Origin of the sequence: Nitrosomonas halophila, from assembly GCF_900107165.1 — a bacterium.
GTDB classification, from domain to species: Bacteria; Pseudomonadota; Gammaproteobacteria; order Burkholderiales; family Nitrosomonadaceae; genus Nitrosomonas; species Nitrosomonas halophila.
In genome coordinates, this window is sequence record NZ_FNOY01000001.1 from 20,545 (window position 1) to 36,050 (window position 15,506).

Annotated in this window: 14 protein-coding genes; 9 read left to right on the forward strand and 5 right to left on the reverse strand. The window is 53.7% G+C overall.

What is annotated here, in order from left to right; all coding sequences use genetic code 11:
• Nucleotides 1-27 precede the first annotated feature (27 nt).
• Entirely contained in the window at nucleotides 28-264 is a 237-nt protein-coding gene (rpmB, locus tag BLV85_RS00100; protein ID WP_090410859.1) for a 50S ribosomal protein L28, read from the reverse strand.
• A 68-nt stretch (nucleotides 265-332) separates the two neighbouring features.
• Nucleotides 333-1,007, reverse strand: a complete 675-nt coding sequence (radC, locus tag BLV85_RS00105; protein WP_090410861.1) for a RadC family protein — start codon at nucleotides 1,005-1,007, stop codon at nucleotides 333-335.
• A gap of 330 nt (nucleotides 1,008-1,337) precedes the next feature.
• Here radC and coaBC point away from each other — a divergent pair, with 330 nt between their 5' ends.
• From coaBC to BLV85_RS00125, 3 genes are read left to right on the forward strand one after another with little or no spacing between them, the layout of a single operon-like run.
• The gene (gene coaBC / locus BLV85_RS00115; RefSeq protein WP_090410865.1) at nucleotides 1,338-2,567 is read left to right on the forward strand and encodes a bifunctional phosphopantothenoylcysteine decarboxylase/phosphopantothenate--cysteine ligase CoaBC; all 1,230 of its coding nucleotides are present in this window, start codon (nucleotides 1,338-1,340) and stop codon (nucleotides 2,565-2,567) included.
• Nucleotides 2,554-3,003, forward strand: a complete 450-nt coding sequence (gene dut / locus BLV85_RS00120) for a dUTP diphosphatase (RefSeq protein ID WP_090410868.1) — start codon at nucleotides 2,554-2,556, stop codon at nucleotides 3,001-3,003. The genes coaBC and dut overlap by 14 nt, the downstream gene beginning before the upstream one ends.
• Nucleotides 2,997-3,449: a DUF192 domain-containing protein gene (locus BLV85_RS00125; protein WP_090410870.1), complete on the forward strand. Its 453-nt coding sequence runs from the start codon at nucleotides 2,997-2,999 to the stop codon at nucleotides 3,447-3,449. The genes dut and BLV85_RS00125 overlap by 7 nt, the downstream gene beginning before the upstream one ends.
• Before the next feature lie 132 nt (nucleotides 3,450-3,581).
• Here the strand turns inward: BLV85_RS00125 and ffh are convergent, their stop codons facing one another.
• The gene (gene ffh / locus BLV85_RS00130; RefSeq protein ID WP_090410872.1) at nucleotides 3,582-4,931 is read right to left on the reverse strand and encodes a signal recognition particle protein; all 1,350 of its coding nucleotides are present in this window, start codon (nucleotides 4,929-4,931) and stop codon (nucleotides 3,582-3,584) included.
• Between the two features lie 315 nt (nucleotides 4,932-5,246).
• Here ffh and BLV85_RS00135 point away from each other — a divergent pair, with 315 nt between their 5' ends.
• The 3 genes from BLV85_RS00135 to xerD are packed head-to-tail and all read left to right on the forward strand — an operon-like array spanning nucleotide 5,247 to nucleotide 7,544.
• Entirely contained in the window at nucleotides 5,247-6,092 is an 846-nt protein-coding gene (locus BLV85_RS00135; RefSeq protein WP_090410874.1) for a cytochrome C assembly family protein, read from the forward strand.
• 47 nt (nucleotides 6,093-6,139) lie between these two features.
• On the forward strand, nucleotides 6,140-6,646 hold the full coding sequence (locus BLV85_RS00140) for a methylated-DNA--[protein]-cysteine S-methyltransferase (RefSeq protein ID WP_090410876.1): 507 nt from the start codon (nucleotides 6,140-6,142) through the stop codon (nucleotides 6,644-6,646).
• Nucleotides 6,633-7,544, forward strand: coding sequence for a site-specific tyrosine recombinase XerD (xerD, locus tag BLV85_RS00145; RefSeq protein WP_090410878.1), 912 nt, complete (start codon nucleotides 6,633-6,635; stop codon nucleotides 7,542-7,544). The genes BLV85_RS00140 and xerD overlap by 14 nt, the downstream gene beginning before the upstream one ends.
• Nucleotides 7,545-7,709: 165 nt before the next feature.
• Here xerD and BLV85_RS00150 read toward each other — a convergent pair whose 3' ends face one another.
• Nucleotides 7,710-10,313: an Rne/Rng family ribonuclease gene (locus BLV85_RS00150; protein WP_090410880.1), complete on the reverse strand. Its 2,604-nt coding sequence runs from the start codon at nucleotides 10,311-10,313 to the stop codon at nucleotides 7,710-7,712.
• Between the two features lie 497 nt (nucleotides 10,314-10,810).
• Here BLV85_RS00150 and BLV85_RS00155 point away from each other — a divergent pair, with 497 nt between their 5' ends.
• Both BLV85_RS00155 and BLV85_RS00160 read left to right on the forward strand, forming a co-directional pair.
• Nucleotides 10,811-11,776 carry an RluA family pseudouridine synthase gene (locus BLV85_RS00155; protein WP_245725015.1) on the forward strand — a complete coding sequence of 322 codons (966 nt, stop codon included), beginning with the start codon at nucleotides 10,811-10,813 and terminating at the stop codon, nucleotides 11,774-11,776.
• A 67-nt stretch (nucleotides 11,777-11,843) separates the two neighbouring features.
• Nucleotides 11,844-14,021: a bifunctional diguanylate cyclase/phosphodiesterase gene (locus BLV85_RS00160; RefSeq protein ID WP_090410884.1), complete on the forward strand. Its 2,178-nt coding sequence runs from the start codon at nucleotides 11,844-11,846 to the stop codon at nucleotides 14,019-14,021.
• Nucleotides 14,022-14,096: 75 nt separating this feature from the next.
• Here BLV85_RS00160 and BLV85_RS00165 read toward each other — a convergent pair whose 3' ends face one another.
• The gene (locus BLV85_RS00165) at nucleotides 14,097-14,780 is read right to left on the reverse strand and encodes an arylesterase (protein ID WP_245725016.1); all 684 of its coding nucleotides are present in this window, start codon (nucleotides 14,778-14,780) and stop codon (nucleotides 14,097-14,099) included.
• Here BLV85_RS00165 and BLV85_RS00170 point away from each other — a divergent pair.
• A complete protein-coding gene (locus BLV85_RS00170) occupies nucleotides 14,779-15,492 on the forward strand; it encodes an ABC transporter ATP-binding protein (RefSeq protein ID WP_218132741.1) in 714 nt (237 codons plus the stop codon). The genes BLV85_RS00165 and BLV85_RS00170 overlap by 2 nt on opposite strands.
• The last annotated feature ends 14 nt before the right edge of the window (nucleotides 15,493-15,506 follow it).

The window sequence follows — 15,506 nt, forward strand, 5'->3', positions numbered from 1 at the left end:
CCTTTTTCAAAACTTTGCAGCAATTAATCAGATGTGCTCTCCACGGGCGCGCATATCAGCCAACACTGCATCAATCCCGTTTTTATCGATGGTGCGCAGGGCAGCATTGCTCAGGCGCAGACGTATCCAGCGATTTTCGCTTTCCAGCCAGAAACGACGCGACTGGAGGTTGGGCAGGAAGCGACGTTTGGTTTTATTGTTGGCATGGGAAACATGATGGCCACTCATGGGCCGCTTACCTGTGACTTGACATACACGCGCCATGATACATACTCCTGTATTCTGAAAACTAAAGTCGGGCATTATAGCCTGATTTGCAATGATTTTTCAATTTAAATCAGGCCGCGTTCAGCAAATGATACGACTGCTTCGCTGCCTATGACAAAGTGATCCAGTACCCGTATGTCGACCAGCGCCAGCGCCTGCTTGAGCGATTGGGTCAGGGTTTCATCTGCTTGACTGGGTTCGGCGACCCCAGAGGGGTGGTTATGTGCAAAGATGATGGCTGCGGCATTATGAAATAAAGCCCGTTTGACCACCTCGCGGGGATATACGCTCGCCTGTGTCAGGGTGCCGCGGAAGAGTTCTTCGGTTGCAATGGTGCGATGCCGGGCATCCAGGAAAATTCCGACAAATATTTCGTGTGGCTTTCCGCCAAGGCTCAGACGCAAATAGTTGCGTACCGACTGAGGAGAATCCATGATGTCTCCACTCTTGATTTCCTCGGCGAGCGCACGCCGTGCCATTTCCATCACTGCCTGCAGTTGGGCAAATTTGGCTGGACCCATGCCGGGTAGCTGACTGAACGCATCTAAATCGGTGCTGCATAATTTTGTCAGGCTGCCAAAATGGGTGAGTAGCTCTCGTGCCAGTTCGACGGCATTTTTGCCGCTCACCCCCGTGCGCAGAAAAATGGCGAGCAACTCCGCGTCGGATAACGCTGGAGCACCTTTTTCAATCAGCTTCTCGCGTGGGCGTTCGGAGGCGGGCCAGTCTGAAATTGCCATGTGGAATTTAATCCTGTAAAAGAAGTCTCTTACCCTAACCACCTCAGTGGGTCGTGGTTTGGTATGGGTTGCTGTTAGGTTTATATGACACTGCATATGGGAACGGCTGATTTCTGAAAAAATGAATAGCGCCGCACTATCAATGCTATGTTTGGCGAAACAGGGAAGTGCGGGAGAAATAACCCGCTGCGGCAGATGGCTGGCACAAAGTGTGCTCTGTGTCGCGCTGGCAGAAGGCCGGGAAGAGGTGCAAGCCGGGACGCCTATGGCGGAAGCCGGTTTGCTGGCTTTAACGATTAGGATATTCGATAACTATATGATGAGACAGGTATGGCTTTAGCGCGTCCGCTTGCAGGGAGACGCCTGTTGCTGGGCATAACAGGGGGCATCGCCGCTTACAAGGCTGCGGAGTTGGCTAGATTGCTGGTGCAGGAAGAGATGCAGGTGCAAGTCGTGATGACCGAATCGGCCTGTCGTTTTGTGGGCGTGGCCACATTGCAGGGGTTGACGGGCAAGAAAGTCTACACCGAGCTATGGGATGACAGCGTTCCAAACAATATGGCACATATTGGCCTGTCACGTGAAGTGGATGCCATTCTGATCGCGCCAGCGAGCGCGGACTTTATTGCCAAGCTCGTGCATGGCCTGGCCGATGATTTGCTGTCGACCCTTTGCCTGGCACGCAGTTGTCCGCTGTGGGTGGCGCCAGCCATGAATTTGCAGATGTGGGAAAATCCTTCGACCCAGCGTAATCTTGCCAGACTGCAACAAGACAATATCGCTGTACTGGGGCCCGCCAGCGGCCAACAGGCATGCGGTGAGACCGGTGTGGGACGTATGCTGGAAGCCCGGGAACTGCTGACGGAAATTTATCGCCACTTTCAACCCAAATCCTTGAGCGGGAAACGGGTCTTGATCACGGCGGGGCCAACCTTTGAAGCGCTGGATGCCGTCAGGGGGCTGACCAATCTGAGTTCTGGCAAAATGGGGTTGGCGGTGGCGCAGGCTGCAGGTGATGCCGGTGCGCAGGTGACGCTGATCTGCGGCCCGGTTTGCTCGCCGCTGCCAGCGGTTCATCAATGCATCAGCATCGTCAGTGCAGCTGAAATGTTTGCCGCCGTGAAAGACGCGGTGCAGGATAACGATATTTTCATCAGTATCGCGGCTGTTGCCGACTACCGGCCAGCCGAATCTTTCGAGCACAAACTCAAAAAGACTGCTGCCGATCTGACATTAACTTTGGTGCCCAATCCGGATATTTTGCAGCATGTGGCCAGTCTGCCGAATGCACCTTTCTGCGTGGGGTTTGCGGCAGAAACCGAGGCCATCGAACAGCATGCCGCCGAAAAACGCAAAAAGAAAAAACTGCCTCTGATTGTCGCGAACGATGCGCGCTTGGCGATTGGATCAGATGACAATGCGTTGATTCTGCTGGACGACGCGGGCACCCACCATTTGCCGAAAGCCGGCAAGATGCAGCAGGCCCGGCTACTGATCGATCACATCGCACATTTATACAACCAACATACAAAGAAGCATGCATGCAATGAAGAACGTTGATATCAAATTACTGGACGCGCGCTTGCGTGATTATCTCCCCAGCTATGCCACACCCGGGTCGGCCGGACTGGATCTGCGCGCCTGTATCGATGACAAAATGGAAATTCGGGCGGGGGAGACATACTTGATTCCAGCCGGTATCGCGATTCACTTGGCTGATCCGGGATTGGCTGCCATGGTGTTGCCGCGTTCCGGCTTGGGACATAAGCATGGGATTGTGCTCGGGAACTTGGTGGGGTTGATCGATTCGGATTACCAGGGGCAAATCCTGGTTTCCTGCTGGAACCGTGGACAGTCGAGCTTCGAGCTCAATCCGCTGGAGCGGATCGCACAGCTGGTGATTGTGCCGGTTGTCCAGGCAAGTTTCACACTGGTGGAGAATTTTGATGCCAGTCAACGAGGCGAGCAAGGGTTTGGGAGCACGGGGAGATGCTGAAGCTTGTTGTGCCGGGTTTGTTGCTGCTTGCCAGCAGCTTGCTGTCGTTGAGCCACGCCGGTCAGGGCGTGCTACCCGTTATAGAACTTGAAATTGCGCAATATTCGATTACAGCCGAGGTCGCGAATACATCGGCCACGCGCGCAGCCGGGCTGATGCACCGTACCCATCTGCCCGAGGATCATGGCATGCTCTTCGTTTTTCCCACTGCTGCCATTTACAGCATGTGGATGCAAAATACCCCCTTGCCGCTGAGTGTGGCTTTTCTGGATGAGGCGGGTGCCATCATCAATATCGCCGAGATGGCTCCCAACACGCTGACGGCCCACCGGGCCGAGAAAGCGGCTAAATATGCATTGGAGATGAATGCCGGCTGGTTTGCCGCCAAGGGCATCCAAGCAGGAGATGCGGTGCGGGGAATCGAGGGTGCCGCGAACGCCCGCTAGGAAGCTGACCGGATCCTATGTCCTGGTTATGACCGTTGGGGGAGGCGTTCGGAGATGGCAGCTTCAGCTTCCTTCGCGAGGGGTTCCGGTCAAATGTCATGCCGCAAGGATAGGGGCCGCTGGCTTGCTGGTTTAGCGCATTTGCGGAAACATTCCCTTGACTGCGCGCATCATTTTGGACATGCCGCCTTTGTTCATCATCTTCATCATCTTGCGCGTTTGTTCAAACTGCGACAAGAGACGGTTGACTTCCTGTACAGAAACGCCCGAGCCGGTGGCAATTCGGCGCTTGCGCGAGGCCTTGATGATTTCTGGCTTGGTTCGTTCTTGTGGCGTCATGGCATTGATGATGCCTTCAGTGCGATTGATGATTTTTTCGTCTACGTTCATGTTCTGCGCGGCCTGGCTTAACTGATGGGGCAGTTTTTCCAGCATGGCGCCCATGCCACCCATTTTTTTCATTTGCTGAAATTGCTGTCTGAAATCATTGAGATCAAATCCCTTGCCTGATTTCATTTTTTTCATCAAACGCTCGGCTTCTTTCTTATCTGAAGTCCGTTGCGCTTCCTCGATCAACCCCAGCACATCCCCCATGCCCAGTATGCGTGAAGCCATGCGATCAGGATAAAAGGGTTCCAGTCCGCTCAGTTTTTCGGCTACCCCGGCGAATTTGATCGGTTTGCCGGTCACATGCCGGACCGATAGTGCCGCACCGCCGCGCGCATCGCCATCGAGTTTGGTGAGGATCACCCCGGTCAGGGGCAAGGCGTCCGAGAACGCCTTGGCAGTATTGACTGCATCCTGGCCTTGCATGGCATCGACGACAAACAGCGTTTCGACCGGTTTCAGCAATTGTTCCAATTGCGTGATTTCTTGCATCATCGCCTCGTCGATCCCCAGGCGTCCGGCGGTATCGACGATCACGACATCATGGTGATGGCGGCGGGCATAATCCAGCGCAGTGGTGCCGATTTGTGCTGGCTGCTGGCCAGTCTGTACCGGGAAAAATTCGGCGCCCGTCTGCTCGGCCAGTAGGGCCAACTGATCGATAGCAGCCGGGCGGTAAATATCGCAAGACACCAGCAATACTTTTTTCTTCTTTTCTTCCATCAGCCACTTGGCCAATTTGCCGCTGCTGGTGGTTTTACCCGCACCCTGCAACCCTGCCATTAGAATAACGGCAGGTGGGGCAACGTTCAGACTCAGTTCAGCCTTTTCTCCACCCATAATGGCAATCAATTCCTGATGGACAATGCCGATCAGAGCCTGTCCGGGTGTCAGGCTGTCCATGACCTCATGGCCAATGGCTCTTTGTTTGACTTGCTCGATGAATACCTTGATTGCTGGCAAGGCAACGTCTGCTTCGATCAAGGCCATGCGCACCTCGCGCAAAGCTTCTTGAATATTGCTCTCGGTCAGGCGTGCTTCGCCGCGCAATGTTTTGATTACGCCGGAAAGTCGTTCGGTTAAATTATCAAACATGCGTGCTCCTGGTTAAAATCCTGTCTTCAGACTGGTGGTAGTGACGGCTCTGGTTAGGGCTCGTTAATGAATAACTTGAGCATACGCTGGGGTTGTTGCGTATTCGGGCATCTGCGGCGTTGCGAGGCTTGCGAATGGAACGACCATTCGGCTGCGCCTCTCGCCTTGCATCTTTCCCGAATACGTAACAACGTATGCCCAAGTTATTCATTAACGAGCCCTTAAACTTTATAGAATAGCAAATTAGCGCTTCATGTTTATTCAATCGCAAGGTAGACTGCTATAGTCTTTGCCAACTAATCCTATTGATTATTAATGTCTAGCATTCTAACTTATCTCAGTGCTTCTTTGCTTTACGGGTTTGCCGGATGGTATTTCTGGCGAACCACCCAGAGGCATGGATTCGCCATGCATGACAATGAAGCTAGCGAAACCTCTGGTATGGCGTTGAGGCATACGATCATGCTTGCGCCGCTGGCATTTCATGGCCTGATTCTCCATCAGTCTATGTTCGAGAATGAGGCACTCAGCTTTGGAGTCGGAAATGCCGTGTCATCCATCGTCTGGCTCACTGCCCTGATCTACTGGATCTCGGGCTTTTTGTCATCCTTGCAGGGATTGCAGAATCTTATCGCGCCGATTTCGCTGACAGCAGCCATCGCTGTTTTGGCGCCATTGGTATTTCCTTCCGTGCATCCCCTAGCGCATACTGAAATGCCGGTTTTCAAGGCGCATTTGCTGGCGGCTATGCTGGCTTACAGTCTGTTTACGATTGCCGCCCTGCATGCATTGCTGATGACCATCCTGGAAAGGCGCCTGCATCATTCGGCGGTGTCTTCGCTCCTTACGCGGCTGCCACCTCTCCTGACCATGGAAAAAATGCTTTTCCGCTTGGTCTGGACTGGATTTATTCTGCTGAGCCTGACGCTATTCAGCGGTGTCGTATTCTCGCAAGAGTTGTTTGGTCAGTCGGTTCCGTTTACGCACAAGACATTGTTCGGTTTTATTTCCTGGGGAATTTTCGCAGCGCTTCTCGTGGGCAGGCATCTCTACGGCTGGCGGGGACGCATCGCGATTCGCTGGATGTTGACCGGCTTCGTGGTTCTGCTTCTGGCATATATCGGCAGTAAGTTCGTACTCGAAATCATCCTGGATCGCTGACAAGCGACTGACCAGATCTACCTGGGTATTTGAATTCAAGGTAATCGATGACAGCGGGTCAGCATAAAGCGCAATCGACCGTTCCGGAGCGCGATTACCAGGCAAGATTGATCATGCCGTTCGCAGTGCTGGGGATACGCATCGAAGAGGACTGGCTGACCGATATCGACTATTTGCCGTTGCACACCCCCGCGCTCAAGCCGGTCAGTCCGTTCGCAGCCGAGGTCTGTCGTCAATTGCTTGCCTATTTAGATGATCCCAAGTTCGTCTTTGATTTGTCCTTGCACATCGGCGGCACGCCGCATCAGCAACGGGTCTGGCAATGTATCCAGGCGATACCGCCCGGTGCCACCTGCAGTTATGCCGAGATCGCTCACAAGCTGCATTCCGCTCCGCGCGCTGTCGGCCAAGCCTGCGGCGCCAATCGTCTGCCCATCATCATTCCATGCCATCGTGTCATCGCCAAGAATGGCAAACTGGGGGGATTCATGCATGCCAGTGATGGCATGCCACTGACAATCAAGCAATGGCTGCTGCAGCATGAACGCGTCTGAAGCCAATGCCAAACTGCTGGATGAATTTGTCGACGCCTTATGGCTGGAAGACGGCTTGGCGCGCAATACGCTCGTCAGTTACCGTACGGATTTGGCAAAACTGAGCCACTGGCTGCTGCGGCAACAGCGGGCAGATGGCTTCTTGACCAGGGTGGCGCAAGCCGACCTGCTGGCTTTCCTCGCCCATAGAATCGCGCAAGGGATCAAGGCCAGCACAACTGGCAGAGAGCTTTCCTGCATGAAGCGGTTTTACCGATATTTGCTGCGGCAAGGGAAAATTGCGGTCGACCCCACGGTCAATATCGACAGTCCAAAAAATTCCCGGCAGCTGCCAATGAGCCTGACCGAGGCGGAAGTGGAAGCGTTGCTGGCTGCACCGGATATCCAGCAAGCACTCGGACTGCGTGATCGTGCCATGCTGGAAGCACTCTATGCTGCGGGTTTGCGGGTCTCGGAATTAATCGGTTTGAAGATTTCCCAGGTGCGGCAGGATATGGGGATCGTACATATCCTGGGCAAGGGCAGCAAAGAGCGCCTGGTGCCTTTGGGGGATGAGGCATTGCATTGGCTTAACCTGTATATGCAGCAGGCCCGGCCGGCAATACTTGCCGGCCGGCATAGCAGCATGGTATTTGTCACCGCGCGGGGGGATGCCATGACGCGCCAGGCCTGCTGGTATATGATCAAGCGCCAGGCCAGTCAGGCAGGCATTCGCAAACCATTGTCGCCGCATAGCCTGCGGCATGCATTTGCGACCCATTTGTTGAACCACGGTGCAGATTTGCGGGTGGTGCAGCTGCTGCTGGGCCATACGGATATCTCAACCACGCAAATCTATACCCATGTTGCGCGAGAGCGCCTCAAACGCCTGCACGCCGAGCATCATCCTCGAGGATGAAGGGTGCTAGGCAATGCGGCGTATGCTACATGTCTGGCATGCCAGGGAGTCCGAAGAACCCGGCGCGCCAGTGTTCGCTGGCATCATCCGGGATTTCTTGCTTTTCCGGCTGAACGGTTGCCGCGTGCGGTTTTCGGGGCACGGGGCCGTTGCGGCCTTGCCGCATCAGTCCTTGGTTTCAACCTGTATCAACGGTTCGGTGTTGTTGGCTTCCACATGCCGAACCCGTTTGCGCGGTCTTTTGGGAGGTGCCTGCACTGTCGGCGTATCGGATACTTTGTCAGCCGGGGTCTCAATCATAATCAGTCCGCTCTGGGAAAGATCAGGCAGCACCATTTCCTGGTGAGCCGCCGGCTTGGCCGGTTCGACGGCGTCCATTTGTTCGGCAGCAGGCTGTTCGATTTCAACAGATGCTTCCTGTTGCGGCTCAGCCGCTGCGGTTACGCTTTCTGCTGCCAAGAGTGGAATAGGGCTATCTGCTGGCGTCGGCTCTGGTATATCCACACTCTCGGCTGAGGCAGCTGCCGGAGCTGATACCGGTTGCTCGGCCAGGGCAGCGGGGGCTGCGATGGGTGTTGAGGGTTCGGTGACAGCATCGTCAGTGCTTGCCGGGGCAGCTTGATCAGACTCAGTCGTTTTGTTATTGAGACGCGCACGTTCTGCCCGGTCGCGATGCAGTCCTCCGCGGCGACGGCGCGGCCGTCCACGTTTCTCGCTCGTTTTTTCATTTGCCTGGTTGATGATGGCAGGTACTGCTTCTTCCCTGACAGGTTCTGATTCTAAATCAGCCGAAACTGCAGTAGCCGCCAGATCCTGCAATGCGTCGGGAGAGCTGACTGGCTGATGACGACGGGGCTTTTGTCCATTGCCGGAGACCTGGTCATCGGTTTGTTCGCGGAGCAATATGCCGCTCGCTTCCGATGGCGATGCACTCTCGGCCATTTGCTGCTCTGAGAGTTCGCTGGTCAACACAGCTTTGTTGCGTTTGCCACGGTTGCGATCGCGACGACTTTTGCTGCGCTCGGCCCGCGGGGGGCGTTCCGGTGTGGGATCCTGAGCGGGTTCTGCTTCAGGCAGCTGATTGTGAGCAGGCCTGAACAAACTGAAAAACTTGTCGAGAAACGAATTCTGCTCGCGCGGTTTGTCTTCGCGTATCGGCGCAGGCTGGTCGGGCTTGATGCCGGTGACGGCGGCCTTGGGGCGAGTCGCCTTGACTTCTTGGGAAGCTGCTGGTGGCAGAATTTCCTCCGAAATTTTTTCTACCATCTCGTAGCTGGGAGGCAATTCTGTTGACTTGATATCCTCATGGCGCAGTCGGGTGATGACGTAGTTAGGCGTTTCCATGTGGATATTGGGAACCAGAATAATGCCAACCTTGAGGCGTGCTTCGAGCAAGTGTATTTCCGATCGTTTCTCATTCAGCAGAAATGTCGCAACGTCGACCGGTAGCTGTACCTGGAGCAGGCTGGTATGCTCCTTCATCGCTTCTTCCTGAATGATCCTGAGAATGTGCAATGCTGAAGAATCGGTGCCCCGGATATGGCCGGTACCATGGCAGCGGGGGCAGGGAATGTAATTACCTTCGCCCAGGGAGGGCCGCAGGCGTTGCCGGGATAATTCCAGCAGGCCAAAGCGTGAAATCTTGCCGACCTGGACGCGTGCCCGATCCAACCGCAAGGCCTTGAGCAGGGTTGTTTCCACTTCCCGCTGGTTGCGGGTGACTTCCATATCGATAAAATCGATGACCACCAGTCCACCCAGGTCCCGTAAACGCAATTGCCGGGCGACCTCATCGGCTGCTTCCAGGTTGGTGTTGAGTGCAGTGGTTTCGATATCCGAGCCCCGAATGGCACGGGCTGAATTGACGTCGATGGAGACCAGTGCTTCGGTATGATCGATAACCACCGAGCCGCCCGAGGGTAGTGTCACCTGGCGAGAATAAGCGGTTTCAATTTGATGCTCGATCTGGAAGCGGGAAAACAAAGGAATATCATCTTGGTAGAGCTTGAGCCGGTCAACGTTGGCTGGCATCACATGTGCCATGAATTGATAGGCCTGCTCGAATATTTCGGGATTGTCGATCAGAATTTCCCCGATCTCGGAGTGGAAATAATCACGAATGGCGCGAATGACCAGGCTGCTTTCCTGATAAATCAGGAAAATGCCACTCTGATGATTGGCCGCTTCCTCGATTGCACGCCAGAGCTGAACCAGATAATTCAAATCCCATTGCAGTTCTTCCTCGCTGCGGCCAATACCAGCGGTGCGTGCGATAATGCTCATGCCGCTCGGCACGTTTAGGTGTGCAATCACTTCGCGCAGTTCAGCCCGCTCTTCAGCGCTGATGCGCCGCGAGACTCCGCCACCTTGGGGGTTGTTGGGCATCAGCACCAGATAGCGGCCTGCTAGTGAGATATAGGTGGTGAGCGCTGCCCCTTTGTTGCCACGCTCGTCCTTATCAACCTGTACGATCAGCTCTTGGCCTTCGCGCAATAATTCGGAGATACGGTGGTTTGCTGTCTCAGCACTTGCACCAAAACAGGTGGGAGCAATTTCTTTATAGGGCAGGAATCCGTGGCGTCCCGCGCCATAATTGACGAAGGCAGCTTCCAGACTGGGTTCAAGACGGGTGATGGTTGCTTTGTAAATATTGCTTTTTCGTTGTTCCTTGCCTACGGTTTCGATGTCGAGGTCGATCAGTTTCTGACCATCGACAATGGCGACGCGCAACTCTTCAGGTTGGGTCGCATTGAATAACATGCGTTTCATTTAGTGCCTCCCGCGCTCGGTTTTCACGGGCAGACCTTTCGTTCACTGTCAGTGTGGCATCCTAATAGTTTTCGCATATATGCGCTTTTTGTTCGGATAATTGGGCCATGATACGGATCATATATTGGTATCCTTGGGAAATTGACCAATCGATAGTTGCCACTCGGTGTTTTCACTCTCAGACCGATAGGGCCGATCATGCGAACGATACGGGGTATATCAGAACAAATGACCTCTATGCTGGAGCGTGGAACCAGGAACTTGAATCTATGTGTGCTTTGAGCGCGCAAAATTAATATATATAACTATCGCTACTTCACGTGGTGAGCGACATTAACCAGACAAAAACCGGTTTTTTCCAGCATTTGATATTCGAAAATTCGGGTCCACAACATTATTGACTGTGCAATCACGTCATGAAAAATAGATATAGGAATTCAGGTGTGAAAAGTATAGGTAAAAGCGGGGCATTCAGTAAAGCGATTATGCCAGATATTATGCCAAAACGTGTGGCTGTAGAACATATCGACGAAGCCTCGGATGGCCAGCGCATCGATAACTTTCTTTTCAGGCATCTGAAAGGCGTGCCCAAAAGTCATATTTACCAGCTGCTTCGTAGCGGACAGGTGCGCGTCAATAGCAAGCGTATCGATGCGAGCTACCGTTTGCAGTGCGCTGATAAAGTACGCATTCCGCCCGTCACCCGCACGGCCAGAAGCGTCGCTGGCAAACCGGAGCGATCGTTGAAGTCGTTTGATGTGCTTTATCAGGACGATTGGCTGCTGGTCATCAACAAACCAGCTGGCATGGCGGTGCATGGCGGCAGCGGAATCAGTCACGGTGTCATCGAGCAATTGCGCTTTCAGCATCCTGACTGGAAGTTTCTGGAGCTGGTGCACCGGTTGGACAGAGAAACTTCGGGGGTATTGCTGTTGGCCAGGAAACGGCATGCGCTGCTGGATCTGCATCGGCAAATCCGCGAGGGAACGGTTTGTAAACACTATTGGGTATTGGTCCGCGGCAAGTGGCGCAACCAAAAACAGAACGTTAAATTGCCACTGAACAAATATCTGACGGCCGAGGGGGAAAGACGCGTCGCCATTGCCACGGGCCAACCTAACCAGCATGCAGTACAGCAGGCACATACTGTGTTCACCCTGCAGCAAGCCTGGGAACACTTCAGTCTGTTGAAAGCGGAACTAAAGACCGGGCGTACCCATCAGATTCGCGTACACTTGGCGCACCTCGGTTTCCCGATTGCCGGGGATGATAAATATGGGGACTTTCAGTTGAATAAGCAATTGCTGAAAGGCTGGCAAGGATTGACCTTGAAGCGCATGTTTTTGCATGCCGCGACATTTTCATGTAGGCATCCAGCAACCGGAGAGTCCTTGCATCTGGAGGCGCCCTTAACCGGGGATTTGCAGCACTTTCTGGCGCAATTCGAGAAGAGTAAAGACTAAGATTGGCTGTAAACTTCACCCGCTGAGAAAATCAATAAAAAATGAAGTAATCAAACGGAACACCGGAATGGATCAACAGATTTTTGGAAAAATACAAAAATTGGAAGCAGTCGAGCGGAGGGTGCAGGCGCATGCTCAAATCATTTCATCAGGGGAGCAGAAAAACATCGCCAATGTTGAGCTGGTGGCCTATATCGAAGCGATCGAACGGCTTGCCTTGGTGTCAATTACTGACCGCAAAGGGCGCATCCTGCATGTCAATAATATTTTTTGCCGGGTCAGCGGTTATTCGTTCAGCGAGTTGTTGGGGCAGGATCACCGCATTCTGAACTCGGGTACCCACCCAAAAGCCTTTTTTGTCCATATGTGGCGCGAAATCGCGTACGGCCGCATCTGGCACCAGGAAATCTGCAACCGTACCAAGCTTGGGGAATTGTATTGGGTCGACTCGACGATTGTTCCAATCAAGAACGGCAACGATCACATTGACCGTTTTCTCTCGGTCAGGGTAGATATCACTGCGCGCAAGGAACGGGAAGCGTATCTGGAAAAACGCCTCAAGGCCAGAGACCATTTGTTCGAAATACGGCGTGAAATTTTGCGGGCACAAAATATTGAGTCGCTGATTGCAACGATTTTGTCGCGCACAGTATTGGCCATGCAATTTCCTCAAGCGGCCGTGAGTACGATTTATCTCGATGGAAAGCGCTATTCCTCCGATGTCACTGATCAGGTGCTGCCAAGCGGCCCGTCCGCCCTGCAAAACGAGATTTGTGTCAAGCGCAAGGTGCGTGGCTGGATTCAGGTCGCTTACCGTGAACCGAGACCATTTTTGTTGCCGGAAGAACGGGATCTGGTGCAGTCGGTTGCGGAAGATTTTGGCGCTTGGCTGGATCGTCAGGAAACCGAAGCCTATGTGCGCTATCAGGCAGACCACGATGGATTGACGCAATTACCCAACCGGCGCTATTTGAAGCGCAAACTCAAGAAGTTAATCGAAGCGCGGCGTCGGGTAATGGCAGAGCGGCGTCAGGAAGAGAGCCGCTTCGCGATCATGTTCATTGATCTGGACCATTTCAAAGCCATCAACGACACGCTCGGGCATGAAATGGGGGATTTGTTGCTCAAGGAGGTGGCTGCTCGATTGCTTGCCTGTATGCGCCATGAAGACATTGTGGTACGTCAAGGCGGGGATGAGTTCATCGTTCTGATTCAAAGAGTGCAAACACTTGTTGATGTGGAAATCATTGCCCAGAAACTGGTCGAGCAAATGATGCAGCCTTTCTGTATCGAGAACAAGATGTTGCGCGTCGGTGCGAGCGTGGGCATCGCCATGTTCCCTGAAGACGGCCAGGATGTCAAAATGCTGCTCCGGTGTGGTGACCTGGCCATGTATCAGGCAAAGCACGCCGGGCGAAATGGCTACCGGTTCTTTTCCCGGGAGCTGGACAAATTGATGGCCGAGCGGCACAGAACCGAAGTTGCTTTGCGCAGGGCGCTGGACAACAGCGAGCTCGTACTGCATTTCCAGCCGATTGTCGATGATATCAATGCCGGTATTGCATCCATGGAGGTGTTGTTGCGTTGGCAACATCCGGAAGATGGACTGGTGCCGCCTGCCAGATTCATTCCGCTGGCCGAGGAAACCGGGCTGATCGTGCCCATCGGAGCCTGGGTAATTCGAACCGCCTGTCTGCAGATCAAGACATGGCAGCAACAAGGGCTGATCGTACCCAGACTGACGATCAACCTGTCCGTGCGGCAGCTGGGCATGAAGGATTTTGCCGGCGATGTGATGGCCATCCTGCAAGAAACGGGTGTGGCAGCAAACCTGATCACGCTGGAAGTGACTGAAAGCATGCTGGTGGAGAATGTCAGCGAGCTCGCAGCTGTTTTGTGCAGCTTATCGGCTTTGGGTTGTAGAGTTGCGATTGATGATTTTGGAACCGGCTACTCCTGCATGAGTTCTCTCAAGCACTACCCGATTGATTTTCTAAAAATAGACCAGCATTTCGTCAGGGATATCTGTACGGACGAGAATGATGCTGCCATTGTGACCGCCATCATTGCAATGGCACATGGTCTGGGGATGGAAGTGGTGGCCGAGGGCGTGGAGTCAATTGAACAGCTCGATTTTCTGCGGAAAAAGCATTGCAGATTCTATCAGGGCTATCTGTTTTGCAAGCCGCTGCCTGCTGCTGAAATCATCCACTTGCTGCAGAAGCAAACACTTTTTTTAAATTGACTGGCATATTCCGTGGCCACGCTCGCCCCTGCCCTGGATTGGTCGCCAGCCTTGCCCGGCCGGATGCCGGGACAATTACTGAATCGTAACCGGGTCCGTTTCGGTGGCCGTTCCAGTTGTTGCGTGCTCTGTCTGGAGCGATTCCAGCAAGGGTGTCAGGACCGGCCAGACATTCTCAAGAATTTTTTGCTGCGCCTGGGCATTCGGGTGTATGCCATCGGCCAGAAAATACTCACGCTGGTCACCGAAGCCTTCGAGCAGGAAGGGAACCAGCGGCAGCTGATAATGTCTGGCTAAACGTAGGTAAATTTCACGAAACTTCCGTGTATGAGTTATGCCATAATTAGGCGGCAGTTGCATGCCGGCCAGTAGTGGGGCAGCATTATATTGTTTGCAGGCCAGGATAATCGCTTCCAAATTATCATAAATGGATCGAATCGATTTGCCCTGCAGTCCGTCGTTTCCACCCAGCGCAACGATGACGATGTCCGGCTGGTGAGTATTGAGCGCCTGTTCGATGCGTTTGCGTCCACCCAGGGTGATTTCTCCACTGATGCTGATATTGACAACCTCGTGATCAGGAGACTGCGTTTTCAATTGCTGCTTGAGCAAGGAGACCCATCCGGATTCCGGCGGCAATCCATAGCCTGTCGATAAACTGTCCCCCAGCACCATAACCGTCAAACCTGTTCCTGACCAGGCCGGATTAAAGGGAAAGGTAGCAAATAAACATAATACAATGAGCAAAAATTTTTTCATGGCAAAGCATCTCTCAACTGAGCAGTCAACGCTTACAAACAACAGTCAGCCTATCATACAAGCCTACGATCTGACCAGGGAGGTCGATACCGGCGAGACCATGCTGACCATTTTGCAGGATATCAACTTACAAGTCCGCGCAGGGGAATCGATCGCGGTGGTGGGCGCTTCGGGTTCCGGTAAATCGACCCTGCTTGGCTTGCTGGCAGGACTGGACGTGCCGACTCACGGCACGGTTTACTTGGATGGAGAAGATATCTTCAAGTTAGACGAAGATGAGCGTGCCGAGTTGCGCGGCAGGTTGCTGGGTTTCATGTTTCAGTCATTCCAGTTGCTGCCCTCGTTGACCGCGCTGGAGAACGTGATGTTGCCATTGGAACTGTCTGGCGCCAGCAATGCCCGCGAGGCCGCTCAGGTTTGGCTGACGCGGGTGGGGTTGGAGAATCGGGTCAAGCATTATCCCAAACAGCTTTCAGGGGGAGAGCAGCAGCGTGTGGCGATTGCGAGGGCATTTGTGACGCAACCCAAAATGCTGTTCGCCGACGAGCCGACCGGTAATCTGGATGCAGCCACAGGTGCGCAGATCATCGAGCTGATGTTCGAGATCAATCGCGAGCAGGGCACGACGCTGATATTGGTCACGCATGACGAGCATCTCTCCGCGCGCTGTTCGCGCATCATCAAACTGGTTGCCGGGCGGGCCGTCGATTGATGGCGTGGATGCTG

Bases quoted from the DNA above. Each gene is read 5' to 3' on its own strand.
- BLV85_RS00135 (WP_090410874.1), top strand. From the start codon at position 5,247: ATGTCTAGCATTCTAACTTATCTCAGTGCTTCTTTGCTTTACGGGTTT.
- dut (WP_090410868.1), top strand. From the start codon at position 2,554: ATGAAGAACGTTGATATCAAATTACTGGACGCGCGCTTGCGTGATTAT.
- ffh (WP_090410872.1), bottom strand. From the start codon at position 4,931: ATGTTTGATAATTTAACCGAACGACTTTCCGGCGTAATCAAAACATTG.
- BLV85_RS00155 (WP_245725015.1), top strand. From the start codon at position 10,811: ATGCCAAAACGTGTGGCTGTAGAACATATCGACGAAGCCTCGGATGGC.
- BLV85_RS00160 (WP_090410884.1), top strand. From the start codon at position 11,844: ATGGATCAACAGATTTTTGGAAAAATACAAAAATTGGAAGCAGTCGAG.
- BLV85_RS00125 (WP_090410870.1), top strand. From the start codon at position 2,997: ATGCTGAAGCTTGTTGTGCCGGGTTTGTTGCTGCTTGCCAGCAGCTTG.
- BLV85_RS00140 (WP_090410876.1), top strand. From the start codon at position 6,140: ATGACAGCGGGTCAGCATAAAGCGCAATCGACCGTTCCGGAGCGCGAT.
- coaBC (WP_090410865.1), top strand. From the start codon at position 1,338: ATGGCTTTAGCGCGTCCGCTTGCAGGGAGACGCCTGTTGCTGGGCATA.
- rpmB (WP_090410859.1), bottom strand. From the start codon at position 264: ATGGCGCGTGTATGTCAAGTCACAGGTAAGCGGCCCATGAGTGGCCAT.
- radC (WP_090410861.1), bottom strand. From the start codon at position 1,007: ATGGCAATTTCAGACTGGCCCGCCTCCGAACGCCCACGCGAGAAGCTG.
- xerD (WP_090410878.1), top strand. From the start codon at position 6,633: ATGAACGCGTCTGAAGCCAATGCCAAACTGCTGGATGAATTTGTCGAC.
- BLV85_RS00170 (WP_218132741.1), top strand. From the start codon at position 14,779: ATGGCAAAGCATCTCTCAACTGAGCAGTCAACGCTTACAAACAACAGT.
- BLV85_RS00150 (WP_090410880.1), bottom strand. From the start codon at position 10,313: ATGAAACGCATGTTATTCAATGCGACCCAACCTGAAGAGTTGCGCGTC.
- BLV85_RS00165 (WP_245725016.1), bottom strand. From the start codon at position 14,780: ATGAAAAAATTTTTGCTCATTGTATTATGTTTATTTGCTACCTTTCCC.